We start from the raw sequence: 15886 nt of genomic DNA on the forward strand, positions 1-15886 counted from the left end.
ACAGAAGTACTGCCGGGCCCGGCGCTGTTTCGGCAACTGTCCGAAGACTGGGCGTAACCGCCGTACCTACGGTTGCCCCGAAGCGCGGTGGAGGAGACCAGATGCCCGAGGGGTACGACGTGGTGGTGATCGGCGCCGGCATCATCGGTGCCGCCTGCGCGTACGCCTGCGCCCGGCGCGGCCTGTCGGTGGCCGTGCTCGAACGCGGCGGACTGGTCAGCGGCGCCACCGGCTCGGGCGAGGGCAACCTGCTGGTCTCCGACAAGTCCCCCGGCCCCGAACTCGCGCTCGCGCTGCACAGCAACCGGCGCTGGCAGGAACTCGACGCGGAACTGTCCGACCGGTACGGCGACTTCGAGCTGGAACGCAAGGGCGGCCTGATGGTCACCCGTACGGACACCGGGCTGGCGGCGCTGGCCGGGTTCGCGGCCGGGCAGGCGGATGCCGGCGTGACCGTCGAGCGGGTCGACCCCGACCGGCTGCGCGAGTTGGAGCCGGAGATTACCGACGGGCTCGCCGGTGGGGTGTTCTATCCGCAGGACATGCAGCTCATGCCGGCGCGGGCGGCGGTCGTACTGCTCGCGGCGGCCCGCGACGCGGGAGCCAGCGTACGGCTGCGTACCGAGGTCACCGGGGTCCGGCGGGACGGCACCGGCCGGGTGACCGGGGTGCTGACGGCGGGCGGGGTGGTCGCCGCCGGGCAGGTGGTCAACGCGGCCGGAGCCTGGGCCGGACAGATCGCCGGGCTGGCCGGAGCGGTGGTGCCGGTCACCCCGCGACGCGGTTTCATCCTGGTCACCGAACCGGTCGCGCCGCTGGTCCGGCACAAGGTCTACGTCGCCGACTATCTCGACAACGTGGCCAGCGGTGACTCCGACCTCCAGTCGTCCGCCGTGGTCGAGGGCACCCCGAGCGGCACCATCCTGATCGGCGCCACCCGTGAACTGGTCGGCTTCGACCCGACCCCCAACCCGGAGGCGGTACGCCGGCTCGCGTACGGCGCGATAGCGCTGTTCCCGGTGCTGGCCCGGATCCGGGTGATGCGGCTCTACCACGGCTTCCGCCCGTTCTCGCCGGACCACCTGCCGGTGATCGGGGCCGATCCACGGGCCCCCGGACTGGTCCACGCGCACGGTCACGAGGGAGCCGGCATCGGTCTGGCCCCGGCGACCGGGGAACTGGTCGCCCAGGTCGTGCTGGGTGAACGCCCGGAGCTGGACCTGCGCCCGTTCAGCCCGACCCGGTTCGTCCCCGGCGAGGAGGTGGCCGACGATGTCGCAGCCTGACCACCCGTCGGCCACCGGTGTCGGGTCGTCCGCCAACGGATTCGAGATCACCGTGGACGGCGTCCGGGTTCCGGTACGGCCGGGGCAGACCATCGCGGCGGTGCTGCTCGGCACCGGCCGCCCGGCCACCCGGCTGACCCGGACGCAGGGCCGCCCACGCGGACTGTTCTGCGGCATCGGTACGTGCTTCGACTGCCTGGTCGTCTGCAACGACGAACCGGGCGTCCGCTCCTGCCTGCGCCCGGTCGCCCCCGGCGACGTGATCCGCACCGGCATCGTCATCGAAACCGCCGCCGCGCCACCGATGGGAACAGGGACCGACCATGGCTGAGCGGCAGGTCGCGGTCGTCGGAGCCGGACCGGCGGGGCTGGCCGCGGCGCTCGCCGCCGCCGACGGTGGCGCCGAGGTGACCGTGGTCGACCTCGGGGCGCTGCCCGGCGGGCAGTACCTGCGCCAGCCGGCGGTCGCCGGGCTGCCACCGGCCCGGCACCCGGCCGCCGCCGAAGCCCTGCTGGACCGCACCCGCGACCATCCCCGGATCACCTTCCTGCTCGGCCACCAGGTCTGGCAGGCCACCGCCGACCCAACCCCGCACCTCGACAACCGGGGCGGACCCGGACTCACCCTGCGGCTGCTCGGCCCGGTCGGCCCGGTCACCCTGCACCCGTCGGTGCTGGTGCTCGCCCCCGGCGGCCACGACCGGGTGGTGCCGTTCCCCGGTTGGGACCTGCCCGGCGTGGTCACCGCCGGTGCCGCCCAGGCCCTGGCCAAGGGGCAGGGCGTGCTGGTCGGCCGGCGCGTCCTGGTCGCCGGGACCGGACCGTTCCTGCTCACCGTCGCGGCCGGACTCGCCGCCGCCGGAGCGGAGGTCGCCGGGGTGGCCGAGGCATCGCGGATCAGCCGCTGGGGGCGGCACCTCGGCGCGATCGCCGGCGTCCCCGGCAAAATCGGCGAAGCGTTTCGCTACCTCGGTGCGCTGCGCCGCCGCCGGATCCCGATCTGGTCGGGCGAGGCCGTCACCATGGTCGAGCCGTACGGCGACCGGCTGCGGGCCACCCTGCGCCGGGTGGACGCCGGCTGGCGCCCCGGACCGGTGACCCGGACGGTGGCCGTCGACGCCGTCTGCGTCGGTCACGGCTTCACCCCGTCGGTGGAGCTGGCCGTCGCGCTCGGCTGCGCCACCCACCACGATCCGGCCGATGGCAGCCTCGTGGTCGACGTCGACGACAACCAGGCGAGCACCGTACCGGGGGTCTTCGTCGCCGGTGAGGCGACCGGAGTGGGCGGCGCCGACGTGGCCCGGCACGAGGGCACGCTGGCCGGGCTGGCCGTCCTGCACCGGCTCGGCCGGCTCGACACCGCCGCGTACGAGCGCGCCGCCGGTCCGCTGCGCCGCCGGATCGACCGGGGACGACGCTTCGCCACCGCCCTGCACCGGGTCTACCCGGTACCGGACGGCTGGACCCACTGGCTGCGGGCGGACACCGTGCTCTGCCGCTGCGAGGAGGTGACCGTCGGACGTACCCGGTCCGACATCGCCGCGTACGGCATCGACGACCTGCGGGCACTCAAGCTGGTCACCCGGATCGGGATGGGCCGCTGCCAGGGTCGGATCTGCGGGCGGGCCGCGGCCTGCCTGCTCGGGCAGGTCAGCGGGCGGTCACAGCCGCTCGACACCTTCGCCAACCGTCACATAGTCATGCCGGTGCCGCTGGGCACCGTCGCCGAGGAAGGAACAACCCGTGACAGCTCGTAAGCCGTGGCAGGGCGTCGTGGTCGCCATACCGACGCCGTTCCGCGAGGATCTCTCCGTCGATTTCGACCGGTTGCAGGAACATGTGCGCTGGCTGGCGGACGAGGGCTGTCACGGTGTCACCCCGTGCGGGTCGCTGGGGGAGTACCAGAACCTCAGCGACGACGAGCGGGCCGACGTGGTCCGGGCGACCGTCGAGGCGGCCCCGGACGGGTTTGCCGTCGTCCCCGGCGTCGGCGGGTACGGCAGCCGCCAGTCCCGCCGCTGGGCCGAACACGCCGCGTCGGTCGGCGCGCACGCGGTCCTGGCGCTGCCACCGAACACGTACGCGGCCCGGGATGCCGAGGTGGTCGCCCACTTCCGTGAGGTCGCCTCGGTCGGGCTGCCGGTGGTCGCGTACAACAACCCGTTCGACACGAAGGTGGACCTCACCCCGGAACTGCTCGCCACCATCGCCGAGACCGACGGGATCGTGGCGGTGAAGGAGTTCAGCGGCGACGTACGGCGGCTGCACCGGATCCTCGACCTGAGCCCGCACCTCGACGTCCTGGCCGGTGCCGACGACGTCCTGCTGGAGCTGGTGGTGTGCGGGGCGAAGGGCTGGATCGCCGGCTTCCCGAGCGCGCTGCCGAGGTTGTCGGTGAAGCTCTACGAACTCGCCCGTGAACAGAACCTGGCCGAGGCGCTCCCGCTGTACGCCGCCCTGCACCCGATCTTCGGTTGGGACAGCCGGCCGGTCTTCGTACAGGCGATCAAGCTCGGGATGGAACTAGCCGGCCGGTACGGCGGCCCCTGCCGCCCGCCGCGCGGCCCGCTCTCGGTCGAGACCGAGGCCCAGGTACGCAAGGACATGGCCCGCGCGCTCGCCGTCACCGGCGGTCCCGATGCGTAGCCGGATGGTGCTGCACGCGGTCGACTCGCACACCGAGGGGATGCCGACCCGCGTCATCACCGGCGGCGTCGGGGTGCTGCCGGGCGAGACGATGTTCGACCGCAAGCGGCTGTTCGAACAGGACCGGGACGGGTTGCGCCGGCTGCTGATGCGCGAGCCGCGCGGTCACCCGGCGATGTCCGGCGCCATCCTGCAACCGCCGACCCGGCCCGACGCCGACTTCGGGGTGCTGTTCATCGAGGTCTCCGGCCTGCTGCCGATGTGCGGGCACGGCACCATCGGGGTGGCCACCGTACTGGTCGAGACCGGCATGGTGCCGGTGGTGGAGCCGGTGACCACCATCCGGCTGGACACCCCGGCCGGGCTGGTCACCGTCGACGTGGCGGTCCGCGACGGCCGGGCGGGTGCGGTGACCATCCGGAACGTACCGTCGTTCCTGCTCGCCGCCGACCAGGTGGTCGAGGTGGGCGACGGGATCGGACCGGTCCGCTACGACATGGCCTTCGGCGGCAACTTCTACGCCATAGTGGAGGCCGAATCGCTCGGCCTGCCGGTCGAGCCGGCCACGGTGCCGGAGCTGATCCGCCGGGGCATGAAGATCATGGCGGCGATCAACGAGCAGGCGCCGCCGGTGCACCCCACCAATCCGGAGATCAACGACTGTCGGCACGTACAGATCGTCCAGACCGGCGCGGACGGCGCGGACGCGCGCAACGCGGTGGTCATCCACCCCGGTTGGGTGGACCGTTCGCCGTGCGGCACCGGTACGTCCGCCCGGATGGCCCAGCGGCACGCCCGTGGCCTGCTCGACCTGGACACCGACTTCGTCAACGAGTCGCCGATCGGCACCCGGTTCACCGGCCGGCTGACCGGCACCACCACGGTCGGCGACCTGCCTGCCGTGCTGCCCTCGGTCACCGGCCGGGCCTGGATCACCGCCACCGCCCAGTACATGCTCGACCCGGAAGACCCCTTCCCCGAGGGCTTCCTGATCTGAGTACGGAAGGGGCCCCGGGCAACGCCACACGTTGCGCAGGGTGTTGAAGGGAAGGGCTGAGAGGTCGTTCCCAGATGGACCGAAACTCGAAACAGGGGCGCAGCCGACCAGGCTGTGCCCCTGTGGTGTTTCGTCTCTAGCTGGCGTTGGTCAAAGCTCCGAATGTCGCCGGAACCTTCAAGTCGGCGACCGCGTCGACGGCCACCCACTCCGCGCCGGCCACCTCCTCCACCCGCGCGATCACCGCCCCAGGCTCGGCCCGACACACATAGACGAAGTCATGTGCCGGTGCCTCCCGTCCCGCGAGTCGGCGACGTCCCCCTCGATGATCGCGACCAGCGGAACGATGCTCCATACCGCTGCTGACCACAGGCACCAGAGACGTCACGACCCACAGGCAGGTAATTCCAAACTCCGGCGACTCCTCGCACGCCCCGGCGCGACGATCTTGCACTTGTGGTGGTTCGCAAATCCGGATGAGTGGCCTAAATCAGGCGCCACAAGTGCAAGATCGTCGACGAAGTCGGTGGTGCGGGGAGGGTGTCGGGGGGAGCGCGGGGGGGCGGGGCCAGGGTCACGGTGACGACGGCCGTGGCGAGCGCGGCGGCCAGCACGAGCAGGCGGGCGTACCGGCTCATCCGGGTCGCGCGCTTCAGGGTCGCCTCGGAACCGGCGAGAGCCCGGAGCGCCGAGCCCACGATCGCCGCCGCGCCGATCATCCCGCCGAGTCCACCGACCGTCCATGACACGCCGAACGCCGTCCGACCCGCCTCGGCGGCTAGACCCGCGTACGCGACCAGCCCGAAGACGCCCGTCGCCAGCAGGTGGAGGATCGCGGTGGAACGCAGTCGACGGGCCCGTACGGCCGATTCGTTGACGGGCAAACCAGGACTGGACACGGCAATTCCCCTGTCATTGATCTTTCCGGTGACGGATGGATCAGCGGCAATTATCGGTGCCGTACGGTGGGCGTGGGCCAGGCTCCGCCCCGTACCCCCGATGACCCTGTGTCGACGGCCGTGGTCACGCGATGACCTGGCCTGCCGCGATGCCCGGCGATAGCGGTGACACCAGCCGAAATAGTGGCGGGCCGATGCGCCGTTGATCAAGCCATCGATCGCGGCCGAGCTGCTCCGACAGGGCGTCGAACGAGGCGGCCCCGATGCTCCTTCAGGTGTCGAAAGACGCTGGTTGACCTGCCGACATCTGCACGGTGACCGGGAAGTAGCGAGGCTTCTACATTCGTTGCGCGGCGCGGACCCTTCGGGGGCGGCCGGCATCCTCGGCGCCTCCCGCGTCGAACCCCCGCGACGAAGGGCGACTACATGCACCTTCCGTTCAATAAGAGAAACGCACGGCGCACCCTCCTGGTCGCCGCGGTCACGTCCGCACTGGTCGTATCCGTGGCAACCAGCGGCGCGTCGGCGGCTCCGGCGAACCCTGCCGGCGGTGGCGGGCCCTTCCAGGTGCTCGACCCGCAGAACTGGGAATTCCCGGACACCATGACCTGGGACGACTTCAAGGCCGCCCCGGGCACCAACTGGGCGGATCCGACCGTGCGCGGCTCGATCCGCAACTTCAAGATCGCGCTGGTCACGCTCGACTACGTCGACCAGCCGTTCGTGGTCACCCAGCGCGCCCGTTCGTCGGTCTTCGGCAACCCGCAGTCGACCGCGCAGAACATCCCGCGCGACCAGGTGCCGCAGTTCTACCAGGACTTCCTGAACAAGCCGAACGACCTGAACAAGGGTCACACGCTGCACGAGTACTGGATGCAGGACTCGAACGGCCGGTACGGCGTCGACCTGAACGGGTTCGGCCCGTACACCATGCCGGCGAAGTCGTACCAGTACGGCATCACCAACGACATGAACCCGGGCATGTGTCCGGGCGGCGAGGTCTGCAACAAGAACATCCGTACCGATGGTCTGGGCGCCTGGCGCGCGGCCGTCGGCGACGAGGTCGCGGACTCGTTCGAGCTGGTCTTCATCCTCGGTGCCGGTCAGGACGAGTCGTCGACCTGGCAGGAATTCGGCCAGATGATGTTCCAGACCAAGGAGGACGTCCCGGACGCTTGGGGCCCGCCGGACCCGGCGATGCCGAACTACGCCAAGACCCGGTACGTCGAGTGGACCTCGTGGAAGTCGGCGGCGACCATCTGGCCGAACGCCGGTGGCGGCTCCTCCACCCAGGCGGAGAGCTCCGGCATGGGCACGTACGCCCACGAGCTGAGCCACCTGCTCAGCATCGGTGACAACTACAACAACCCGTACGGCGTTCCGCTGCGCCGGGCGTACACCGGTGTGTGGAGCATGATGTCGCGCGGGTCGTTCAACGGCCCCGGTGGTCCGCACACCCGTTGGCAGATCCCGCCGCTCAACGGCGGTTCGATGGGTTCCTCGCACACCCTGCGGGACAAGCTGAAGATCGGGCTCCTCGGTGAGGAACACGCGCTCCGGCTCTCCCGTGAGGCGCTGGCCTCCTCCGGGATCGTCGTCGCCGAGATCAAGGCGCGTGCCGTCGACGCCGGCCCGAAGGGTCTGACCGGCATCAACATCGCGCTGAACAAGGATCTCCAGCCGGTCTGCAACACCTCCACCGACCCGCTCTGCGACGGTGGCAACTTCAACAACTACACGGTCGAGGTCGTGGACCGGATGGGTGCGGATTCGTTCACCCCGGACGCCGGCGTGATGGTCAGCAAGACCAAGAACGCGGACAGCGCGCCGTTCCAGTGGGTTATCGACGCCAACCCGCAGGACATCGACATGATCGACTTCTACCAGCCGAACGGCACCCCGCAGAAGATCACCATGGGTGACTACCGGCAGCTGTCGGACGCCCTGTTCCACGCGGGCACCAACTCCGGCAGTGAGTACGAGTACGTCGACGGTCCGAACCGCCTGCACTTCTACGTCCTGGACATCAAGCGCAACGCTGACGGCATCCTGTCGTACACCGTCGCGATCCAGTCGCTGGACGGCAACGGCGGGCCCAGCGCCCGCGGTGTCAACCTCGGCAAGGGCGAGGTGACCAGCGCCGGTGCGCCCACCAAGAAGGGTGTCACCTGCTCGTTCGACCTGACCAACACCGGCACGTACTCGGCCGGCGGTCAGCAGCACCCGGAGGACGTGAGCGCATACCTCAAGTCCGACGTCTACCGGCTCTCCACCGAGGTTGCCGGTAAGGGCTGGCGGTCCGAGCTGCCGAACGCACTCGCCACCGCCCAGTTCGGCAAGTCCACCACGGTCAAGGTCTCGGTTGCCGCCAACAGCGACGCCGCCGCGACCGGGTTCGTCAAGCTGACCGCGACCTCGGTCAGCGACCCGAGCAAGACCGTCACCAAGCAGTGCCGGGTCGAGAAGTCCTGACCGATCGTCAAGACTGATCACCGGAACTGACCACCGGACAGGTCGTCGGGTCGGAGCACGCCGATGCCGACCCGACGACCTGTTCCGGGCACCAACCCCGAGGAGACACCATGCGGCGACCGACCTTCGGGTACGCCCGACCGGCGGCGCTCGCGCCGCTGCTGCTCGGCGCCCTCCTGGCCGGGGCCGGACTGACCGGCTGCTCGGACGAGCCGGAGGCAACCTCCGCGCTGACCGTGCGGGTGCTGGTCCGGGACATCAACATCCGCGAGGAAGGGGTCGACTGTGCCGGAACCGGGCCGTACCTCTTCATCCACAACAGGGCGGCGTACCGGGTAGTTGACGGCGACGGCGAGACGCTGACCGACGGCAAGCTGCCGCCCGGCACCTCGGTACGTACCTTCCAGGAGGATCTCGAAGTGGCGCGAATCCCCACCTACTGCGAGTTCGCCATCCCGGTCAGGGTGCCCGAGCGGGACCGCTACCGACTGGTGATCGACGACCGCGCCCCGATCGACCTCACCGCCAACAACGACGAGGGACCGGCGCTGGTCGCCGTGGTGCCGTCGTGAGGCGCCCCTTCTTCGTCCGTACGGCGATGCTGCCCGCGTTGCTGGTCGTGGCCGCGCTGGCGCTCGGTGCCTGCTCCGGTCCCGCCGAGGAGTCCGCCGCCGGGGAATCCTCCGCCCCGGCGGCGGCCGGCGGCGCCGGCACCCTGCCCGGCCCGGTACCCGCCGGCCTGGCGCTGCGCCCCGCCCCGTCCGGTGTGCCCGGCGCACCCGCCTTCACCGGCACCCTGACCGACGGCAGCCCGCTGACCGTCGCGAACCTCTGGGCCGAGCGCCCGGTGGTGCTGCTCTTCTTCAGCTCCTGGTGCACCGTCTGCGTCGAGCGCCAGAGCGCGCTCAGCGACCTCGCCCGCAGCTACCGCGACCGGGTGGTCTTCGTCGGCGTGGTGAGCGAGGACGAGCCCGCCGACCTGGAGCCCTACCTGCGGGAACACCGGGTCGAGTTCCCGGTGGTGTTCGACCGGCCGCAGACGATCTGGCAGTCCTACGCGGTCCGCGAGCCGGGTGCCGTGGCGATGGTGGCCAAGGGCGGCGGACTGCTGCGCGGCTGGCCCGGTGGGCTCGACGCGGCGGAACTCGACGCCAAGCTACGCGAGCTGGTCATCGCCGGCTGAACGCTCGTCCGATCGACCCGTGTTGCCGAGGGTGAAGGAGATCGCGGTGGAGTCAACCGGCTTCGACCAGGGCATGGACCCGCGGACCGGGTTGGCGGTCGGTGCCCCGGTGGCGCACAGTTCCGCCGGACAGGTGGACCGCGCCGGTCGGATGGCGGCCGCGGCGGCCCCCGTACTGGCGGCGCTGTCGCCGGTCGAGCGGGCCGGGCTGCTGCGCGCGGTCGGTGCCGCACTGGAGGCTGCGCGCGACGAACTGGTGGCGCTGGCCGACCGGGAGACCGGACTCGGCCCGGTCCGGCTCGGTGGCGAGCTGACCCGGACCACCGTCCAACTGGAGTTCTTCGCCGCCGCCGTCGAGGAGGGTTCGCTGCTGGAGGCCGTGGTCGACCCGGCCGATCCGGCGGCCCGGCCCGCGCCCCGCCCCGACCTGCGCCGGATGCTGGTGCCGCTGGGACCGGTGGCGGTCTTCGCCGCCAGCAACTTCCCGTTCGCGTTCTCGGTCGCCGGTGGCGACACGGCCAGCGCGCTCGCCGCCGGTTGCCCGGTCGTCGTGAAGGCGCACCCCGGACACCCCGGACTGTCCGTCCTCAGTGGCCGAATCGTGGCCGACGCGCTCACCGCCGCCGGTGCGCCGCCCGGATCGTTCGCCGTGGTGCACGGGACCGGCGCCGGACGGGGACTGGTCACCCATCCGGCGATCCGGGCGGTCGGGTTCACCGGTTCGGAGGCGGGCGGAAGGGCCCTGCTCGACCTGGCGAACGCCCGCCCCGACCCGATCCCCTTCTACGGCGAGCTGGGCTCGCTGAACCCGACCGTACTGACCCCGGCCGCTATCGCCGCCCGGCCGGCGGAACTGGCCGCCGGTTTTGTCGGCTCGTTCACGATGGGCGCCGGCCAGTTCTGCACCAAACCCGGCCTGCTGTTCCTGCCGGCGGGTCACGGGCTGGAGCCGGCGCTGCTCGACGCGCTCCGGGCGGCCCCGATCGGACCACTGCTCAACGCCCGGATCCGGGACGGTTACCGCACCGTGGCCGCCGCCATGGCCGGCGCCGAGGGCGTACGGGAGCTCACCCCGACCGACGACGGGGAGCCGGTCGGCTACCGGGTGCCGGCCCGGCTGTTCGCGGTCTCCGTACCGGACCTGCTGGCCCGGCCGGACGAGCTGCTGGCCGAGTGCTTCGGCCCGGCCGCCCTGCTGGTCGAGTACGCCGACCCGGCGCAACTGCTGGCGGCACTGTCGGTCCTGCCCGGCAGCCTGACCGCGAGCGTGCACGCCGAACTGCCCGCCGACGAGGTCCTCGCCCGGCACCTGGTCGAGATCTTCACCGCCGGTGCCGGCCGGGTCCTCTGGAACGGCTGGCCGACCGGGGTCGCGGTCACCTGGGCGATGCAGCACGGCGGTCCCTGGCCGGCGACCACCGCCTCGATCCACACCTCGGTCGGCCAGACCGCCGCCCGGCGGTTCCAACGCCCGGTCGCCTACCAGGGACTACCGCAGGACCTGCTGCCGGCGGCACTGCGCGACGGCAACCCGTTCGGGATCGTCCGACGGGTCGACGGCGTACTCGGCATCGACGCCACCCTCGCCGACCGGTAACGCCACCGGCGACCCGGCTCGGCCCCTGCACGGGCGGTAACGCCCTTGCCGGCCTGGTAACGCCCTTGCCGGCCTGGTAACGCCCTTGCCGGCCTGGTTAGGCTCGGTACGGGCGGCTGCGACCCGCAGGAGCCGACGGCACCGGGGGAGTGACGATGACGGGTGACGATGATCTGGTCGAGGTGACCTCGCACGACGAGCTGCGCGAACTGCTCGGCGCGCCGCTGCCACGGGTGGCGGAGAAGGCGCGCAAGTCCCTGCACGACTACGACCGGCGGTGGCTGGCCGCGTCGCCGTTCTGCCTGATGGCCACCGCCGGCGCCGACGGCAGCTGCGACGTGTCACCGAAGGGCGACCCGGCCGGGTTCACCCTGGTCCTGGACGACACAACGATCGTGATCCCGGACCGGCTCGGCAACCGGCGCGCCGACGGTTTCCACAACGTACTCGACAACCCGCACGTCGGGCTGGTCTACCTGATCCCCGGCCGGGGCGACACGCTGCGGATCAACGGCCGGGCCCGGCTGGTCCGCGATGCCCCGTTCTTCCCCCGACTCGCGGTCAAGGGCCGGGTGCCCGTACTGGCCCTGGTGGTGGAGATCGAGGAGGTCTTCTACCACTGCTCCAAGGCGTTCCTCCGGTCCGACCTGTGGCAGCCGGAGCACTGGCACCCGGAGGCGGTGCCGCCCCGGGCGCAGATCGCCAAGGCGCTCGAACGCCCCGACGACTCGGTCGAGGAGCTGGAGCGCTACTACGGCCCGACGTACGCCGAGAAGCTCTACGGCTGACCGGAGAAGCGGCTGACCGGAGAAGCGGCTGACCGGGGACGCTACTGCCGGGGGTGCACGGTGACGTCGGGCTGGTAGATCCGGTACTCGCCGAACTCGGTCGTCCGGGCGCCGATGCCGCGCTCGCGGAGCAGGTCGCGGAACGCCCGGTCGGCCGGCTCCAGCCGGGTGAACACGAAGGCCGGGCGGTCGGCCGCGTGCACCCGGCGTGGGTAGGCCGGGTAGCGGTCCTGACCGGGCCGCAGGGTCTCTCCGAGTACGGCGCAGAGCACCCGCTCCCGGCTGTTGAAGATCAGCCGGTTGCAGGTCCAGTAGCTGCCGTAGACGCGGGTGATGCCGGCCCGGCGCAGCACGGTCGCCAGTTCCCGCGACCGGCCCTCCTCGGCCCTGATCGTGGGCACCGTCGTGATCAGGTTGACGGTGGTGTAGACCATCGTGGCGACCAGCGCGGTCAGCAGCCCGGCCGCCAGCACCCCGCCCAGCCGGGTCGGCACGCCGGTACGCCCGAGCGGCCGGATCGCCGCCCCGGACCCCAGACCCCGCCGGGCCCGGCCGGCGAGCAGCCAGACCGGCCAGAGTACGGCCGGCAGGGACAGTTGCAGGATCGACAGGTACCGGGCGCTGGCCAGTGGTGCGCTGGCCGCGAGCGAGCTGCGGGCGTACCCGGCCAGGGTGAGGGCGGCACCGGCGAGCAGGGCGAGCTGGGTGACGTACCGTAGCCGGCGGCTGAGCGGCGTGTGCCCGGCGGCGTCGGCGGCCCGGTGACCGGCGACGGCCGGCGGGGTGACCGGGCCCGGTCGGCGCAGGCAGAGTACGGCGAGCACCGCCGCGACCAGCAGCAACAGCGGGTAGAGCGCACCCCAGGCCAGCTGCCACCCGGCGCAGCCGGTGGACAGGCAGATGCCGGTGGCGAGTGGGATCCCGACCAGCACCGCACCGTGCAACTGGTCGATCGTCTCGGTGTCCCCGCCCTCCCCGGCACTGACCTGGGACAGTACGGACAGCGAGTCCTGCCCCGGCGGGGCCTGCACGTTGTCCAGGATCAGCGGCAGTACACCGATGACGAACCCGACGACCAGCAGCAGTCCCGCCCAGCCGAGCAGTGCCCGGGCGTTGCCGACCAGCAGCACGATCGCGGCCACCGCCAGGTACGGCAGGATCAGCCAGTCGTCCCACACGCAGAGCCCGGTGACCAGGCCGAAGGCGCCGAAGGCGAGCCAGCGGCGGTGCCCGCCGATCCGGTGCTCGCCGAGGGCGAGGGCGATCAGCAGCAGGGCGACGACGGCGGGTTTGACCTCGGGTCGGCCGCCGACGGCGGTGAGCTGGTCGCGGATGATCCGTTCCGAGCCGAGCGCGAGCAGCCCGACGGTGAACGTGGCCAGCCAGGGCGAGTAGAGCCGGCGGGTGAGCCGGTATGTCAGGTAGACGAAGCCGGCGTAGAGGAACAGCAGCGGCAGCCGGAGCAGCACCCAGCTCGGTGCGAAGGCGGCGAACAGCGGCGCGGCGAGGTACGACTCGACCACGCCCATGTAGTGCTGCCCGTAGAGGAAGATCGGCCATTCCCGACCGGCGGCGATGTGTGCCGCGGCGAGTCCGAAGGTGGCCTCGTCACTGTTCGAGCCCGGTACGGTGAGCAGCATCAGGACCAGCCGGTAGCCGGTACCGACCAGCCCGAGTACGAGGGCCACCAGTCCCGGCGGATCGAGTGCTCCGCGCCGCCGTCCGCTCTGCCGCACTGCTCCTGACACGACCAACGCCCCCGTCGTCGTCCCGCTCGCAGTGTCGCACGATGAATAGGGTGAAAACTGCTCATCTCGGCAAAGCGGGCAGACTCCGGGAACTTTTGATCATCGCTCCCGGTGCTCACATGGCCGGGCGAGGCGGTCTATGGCAGGGTGTCAGGGGTGTCGCTCGTACCCGCCCGATCGTCGGCCGTAGCCCGCCGCCCCCACCGGGCAGCCCGGGTCGAGGACGCGGTGCACGAGCTGCTCGCCCGGCGGCTGCGCCAGCGCGGCTGGCCGCCCACGATCGTCGCGTACGCAGGTTACGGCGGGCAGGGCTGGGTTCGGGTGATGGGCCGGATGCTGCTCACCCGGATCGACCCGCGCGCCCCCCGACCCGCCGAGAAGGTACGCGGCTGGCGCAGCTTCGTGACCCTGCCGGTGAAGGACGCCCCGGTGCTGATCGAGGCGGGCGGCGGCCGGCACGAGGCGCGTACCGACCGGAGCGGCTTCATCGACGCCGTGATCAAGGCCGACCTGCCGCCAGGCTGGTGCTCGGCGCGACTGACCAGCCCCGGCGCCGAACCCGTCGAGGCCCCGGTACGCGTCGTCGACCCGGAAGCCCGGTTCGGCATCCTCTCCGACATCGACGACACGGTGATGGTCACCGCACTGCCCCGGCCCCTGCTCGCCGCCTGGAACACGTTCGTCCTGGACGAGCACGCCCGGATGGCCGTACCCGGCATGGCGGTGCTCTACGAGCGGCTGGTCACCGCCCATCCCGGCGCACCGGTCTTCTACCTCTCCACCGGTGCCTGGAACGTCGCCCCGACACTGACCCGGTTCCTCTCCCGGCACCTCTACCCGGCCGGCCCGCTGCTGCTCACCCAGTGGGGCCCGACGGTCGACCGCTGGTTCCGCAGCGGGCGGGAGCACAAGCGGGCCGCCCTGGCCCAGTTGGCCCGCGAGTTCCCGAAGGTCCGCTGGCTGCTGGTCGGCGACGACGGCCAGCACGACCAGGAGATCTACGCCGAGTTCGCCGCCGCCCACCCGGAGAACGTGGCCGCGGTCGCGATCCGCCGGCTCTCCCCGACCCAGTCGGTGCTGGCCGGCGGCCTGCCCGGTCACCACAACGGCGACCCGCGCGCCTCCGGCCTGGCCGGCCAGCCCTGGCTGTACGCCCCGGACGGCGCCGGCCTCTGGCGCCTGCTCCGCGACACCGAGATCACCCAGTAGCGACGCCAGCACGGCCCGGCCGGCCGGGCGCTGGATGTCGGCGACAGTTTCGTCCGACCGATCTTCGCCCACGGGGGCCGGCGGTGTGGGTGGTCCGGTTCGGGGCCACCCCCACCGGCACTGTGCAGGGGTCCGAGAACGGGTCGAGGTCAGATCCGATCGGCGACTATCAGCAGGTAGTGGAAGGAGCCTTCCCGGTAGGCGTTCAGGAACGCCTCCTCGATCCCGGTCGCGACCGACGACTCGGCCCGCAACTCCCAGTACGGAATCGTCGCGTCGGTCAGGTCGAAGACGTTGATCGGTGCCAGCCGGTTGGCGGCGAGCGCCCGGAAGTAATCGCTCCTGCGGTGGATGTTGCAGGTGTAGTGCTCGTCGATCCGGCTCACCGCCTTCGACCGGCCACCGGTGATGTCGTTGAAGCAGCCGGTGATGCACACGTATCGGCCGCCGAACGGCAGCAGTCGGCTGAATTCCCCGAACAGTTCGAACAGGTCGACGTACATGGTCGTCTCGTTGGTCCAGATCCCCTGGCGGGATCCGGTCTCGAAGCCGGTGCCGAGCATGTTGCGGAAGTGGAACCTGACCTGGTCGCTCACCCCGTGGGCGGCGGCCTGCTCGTTGGCGAACCCGACCTGGTACTCCGAGATGGTCACCCCGTCGACCCGGCAGCCGAACCGCTGGTGGGCCATGAGGCTGGTGCCACCGCGACCGGACCCGGCGTCCAGCAGCAGGTCCGTCGGCGAGATGTCGCCGAGGTGGTCGAGCAGCAGGTTCGCCTGCGCCGTCTCCAGCCGGTGCAGCTCCGCGATGATCCGCTCGTCGCGGGTCTCGGCCGGACCGACCAGTACGGACGGGTCCACCTCGCCGATCCCGTAGTGGTGGTGGTAGAGCCCGTCGATCTCCCCGAGCCGCAGGTTGACCGGGTCGTTCCGGTTGATGTTCCAGTACGCCGCTACGGACCGCTGGTACGGCGTACGCAGCACCGAGGCCGTGGCCGTACCGGTGGCTGCGGACATACCGGTGGCCGTGGTCGTGGCCGTATTGGACGTTTCCGTGGTCAT

14 protein-coding genes are annotated in these 15886 nt (G+C 71.6%); 11 read left to right on the forward strand and 3 right to left on the reverse strand.

Annotation, left to right across the window (positions count from 1 at the left end; translation table 11 throughout):
* Positions 1 to 101 precede the first annotated feature (101 nt).
* From OG792_RS09690 to OG792_RS09710, 5 genes are read left to right on the forward strand one after another with little or no spacing between them, the layout of a single operon-like run.
* Entirely contained in the window at positions 102 to 1286 is a 1185-nt protein-coding gene (locus OG792_RS09690) for an NAD(P)/FAD-dependent oxidoreductase (RefSeq protein WP_329108904.1), read from the forward strand.
* Complete coding sequence (locus tag OG792_RS09695; RefSeq protein ID WP_329108905.1) at positions 1273 to 1617, forward strand: (2Fe-2S)-binding protein; 345 nt, start codon at positions 1273 to 1275, stop codon at positions 1615 to 1617. Before OG792_RS09690 ends, OG792_RS09695 begins: the two co-directional genes overlap by 14 nt.
* A complete protein-coding gene (locus OG792_RS09700; RefSeq protein ID WP_329108907.1) occupies positions 1610 to 3043 on the forward strand; it encodes an NAD(P)/FAD-dependent oxidoreductase in 1434 nt (477 codons plus the stop codon). The genes OG792_RS09695 and OG792_RS09700 overlap by 8 nt, the downstream gene beginning before the upstream one ends.
* Positions 3030 to 3932: a dihydrodipicolinate synthase family protein gene (locus OG792_RS09705; RefSeq protein WP_329108908.1), complete on the forward strand. Its 903-nt coding sequence runs from the start codon at positions 3030 to 3032 to the stop codon at positions 3930 to 3932. The genes OG792_RS09700 and OG792_RS09705 overlap by 14 nt, the downstream gene beginning before the upstream one ends.
* Positions 3925 to 4929, forward strand: coding sequence for a proline racemase family protein (locus tag OG792_RS09710; RefSeq protein ID WP_329108909.1), 1005 nt, complete (start codon positions 3925 to 3927; stop codon positions 4927 to 4929). Before OG792_RS09705 ends, OG792_RS09710 begins: the two co-directional genes overlap by 8 nt.
* 485 nt (positions 4930 to 5414) lie before the next feature.
* Here the strand turns inward: OG792_RS09710 and OG792_RS09715 are convergent, their stop codons facing one another.
* Positions 5415 to 5813 (reverse strand): hypothetical protein, encoded by a 399-nt coding sequence (locus tag OG792_RS09715; RefSeq protein WP_329108910.1) that lies wholly within the window; start codon positions 5811 to 5813, stop codon positions 5415 to 5417.
* Between the two features lie 519 nt (positions 5814 to 6332).
* On the opposite strand from OG792_RS09715, the gene OG792_RS09720 reads away from it, so the two are divergent.
* From OG792_RS09720 to OG792_RS09740, 5 genes are all read left to right on the forward strand, one after another.
* The gene (locus OG792_RS09720; protein ID WP_329108911.1) at positions 6333 to 8300 is read left to right on the forward strand and encodes a M6 family metalloprotease domain-containing protein; all 1968 of its coding nucleotides are present in this window, start codon (positions 6333 to 6335) and stop codon (positions 8298 to 8300) included.
* A 110-nt stretch (positions 8301 to 8410) separates the two neighbouring features.
* Entirely contained in the window at positions 8411 to 8872 is a 462-nt protein-coding gene (locus OG792_RS09725; protein WP_329108912.1) for a hypothetical protein, read from the forward strand.
* Positions 8869 to 9483 carry a TlpA family protein disulfide reductase gene (locus OG792_RS09730; protein WP_329108914.1) on the forward strand — a complete coding sequence of 205 codons (615 nt, stop codon included), beginning with the start codon at positions 8869 to 8871 and terminating at the stop codon, positions 9481 to 9483. The genes OG792_RS09725 and OG792_RS09730 overlap by 4 nt, the downstream gene beginning before the upstream one ends.
* A 46-nt stretch (positions 9484 to 9529) precedes the next feature.
* Positions 9530 to 11080: an aldehyde dehydrogenase (NADP(+)) gene (locus tag OG792_RS09735; RefSeq protein ID WP_329108916.1), complete on the forward strand. Its 1551-nt coding sequence runs from the start codon at positions 9530 to 9532 to the stop codon at positions 11078 to 11080.
* A gap of 155 nt (positions 11081 to 11235) precedes the next feature.
* Positions 11236 to 11868, forward strand: coding sequence for a pyridoxamine 5'-phosphate oxidase family protein (locus OG792_RS09740; RefSeq protein WP_329108918.1), 633 nt, complete (start codon positions 11236 to 11238; stop codon positions 11866 to 11868).
* Positions 11869 to 11909: 41 nt separating this feature from the next.
* On the opposite strand, the gene OG792_RS09745 is transcribed toward OG792_RS09740, so the two are convergent.
* Positions 11910 to 13622 (reverse strand): hypothetical protein, encoded by a 1713-nt coding sequence (locus tag OG792_RS09745; protein WP_442932396.1) that lies wholly within the window; start codon positions 13620 to 13622, stop codon positions 11910 to 11912.
* Positions 13623 to 13772: 150 nt separating this feature from the next.
* Between OG792_RS09745 and OG792_RS09750 the strand changes: the two genes are divergently transcribed.
* Complete coding sequence (locus OG792_RS09750; protein ID WP_329108920.1) at positions 13773 to 14825, forward strand: App1 family protein; 1053 nt, start codon at positions 13773 to 13775, stop codon at positions 14823 to 14825.
* A gap of 149 nt (positions 14826 to 14974) precedes the next feature.
* On the opposite strand, the gene OG792_RS09755 is transcribed toward OG792_RS09750, so the two are convergent.
* The gene (locus OG792_RS09755) at positions 14975 to 15886 is read right to left on the reverse strand and encodes a geranyl diphosphate 2-C-methyltransferase (protein WP_329108922.1); all 912 of its coding nucleotides are present in this window, start codon (positions 15884 to 15886) and stop codon (positions 14975 to 14977) included.

This window comes from Micromonospora sp. NBC_01699 (genome assembly GCF_036250065.1).
In the GTDB taxonomy this organism is placed as follows: Bacteria; Actinomycetota; Actinomycetes; order Mycobacteriales; family Micromonosporaceae; genus Micromonospora_G.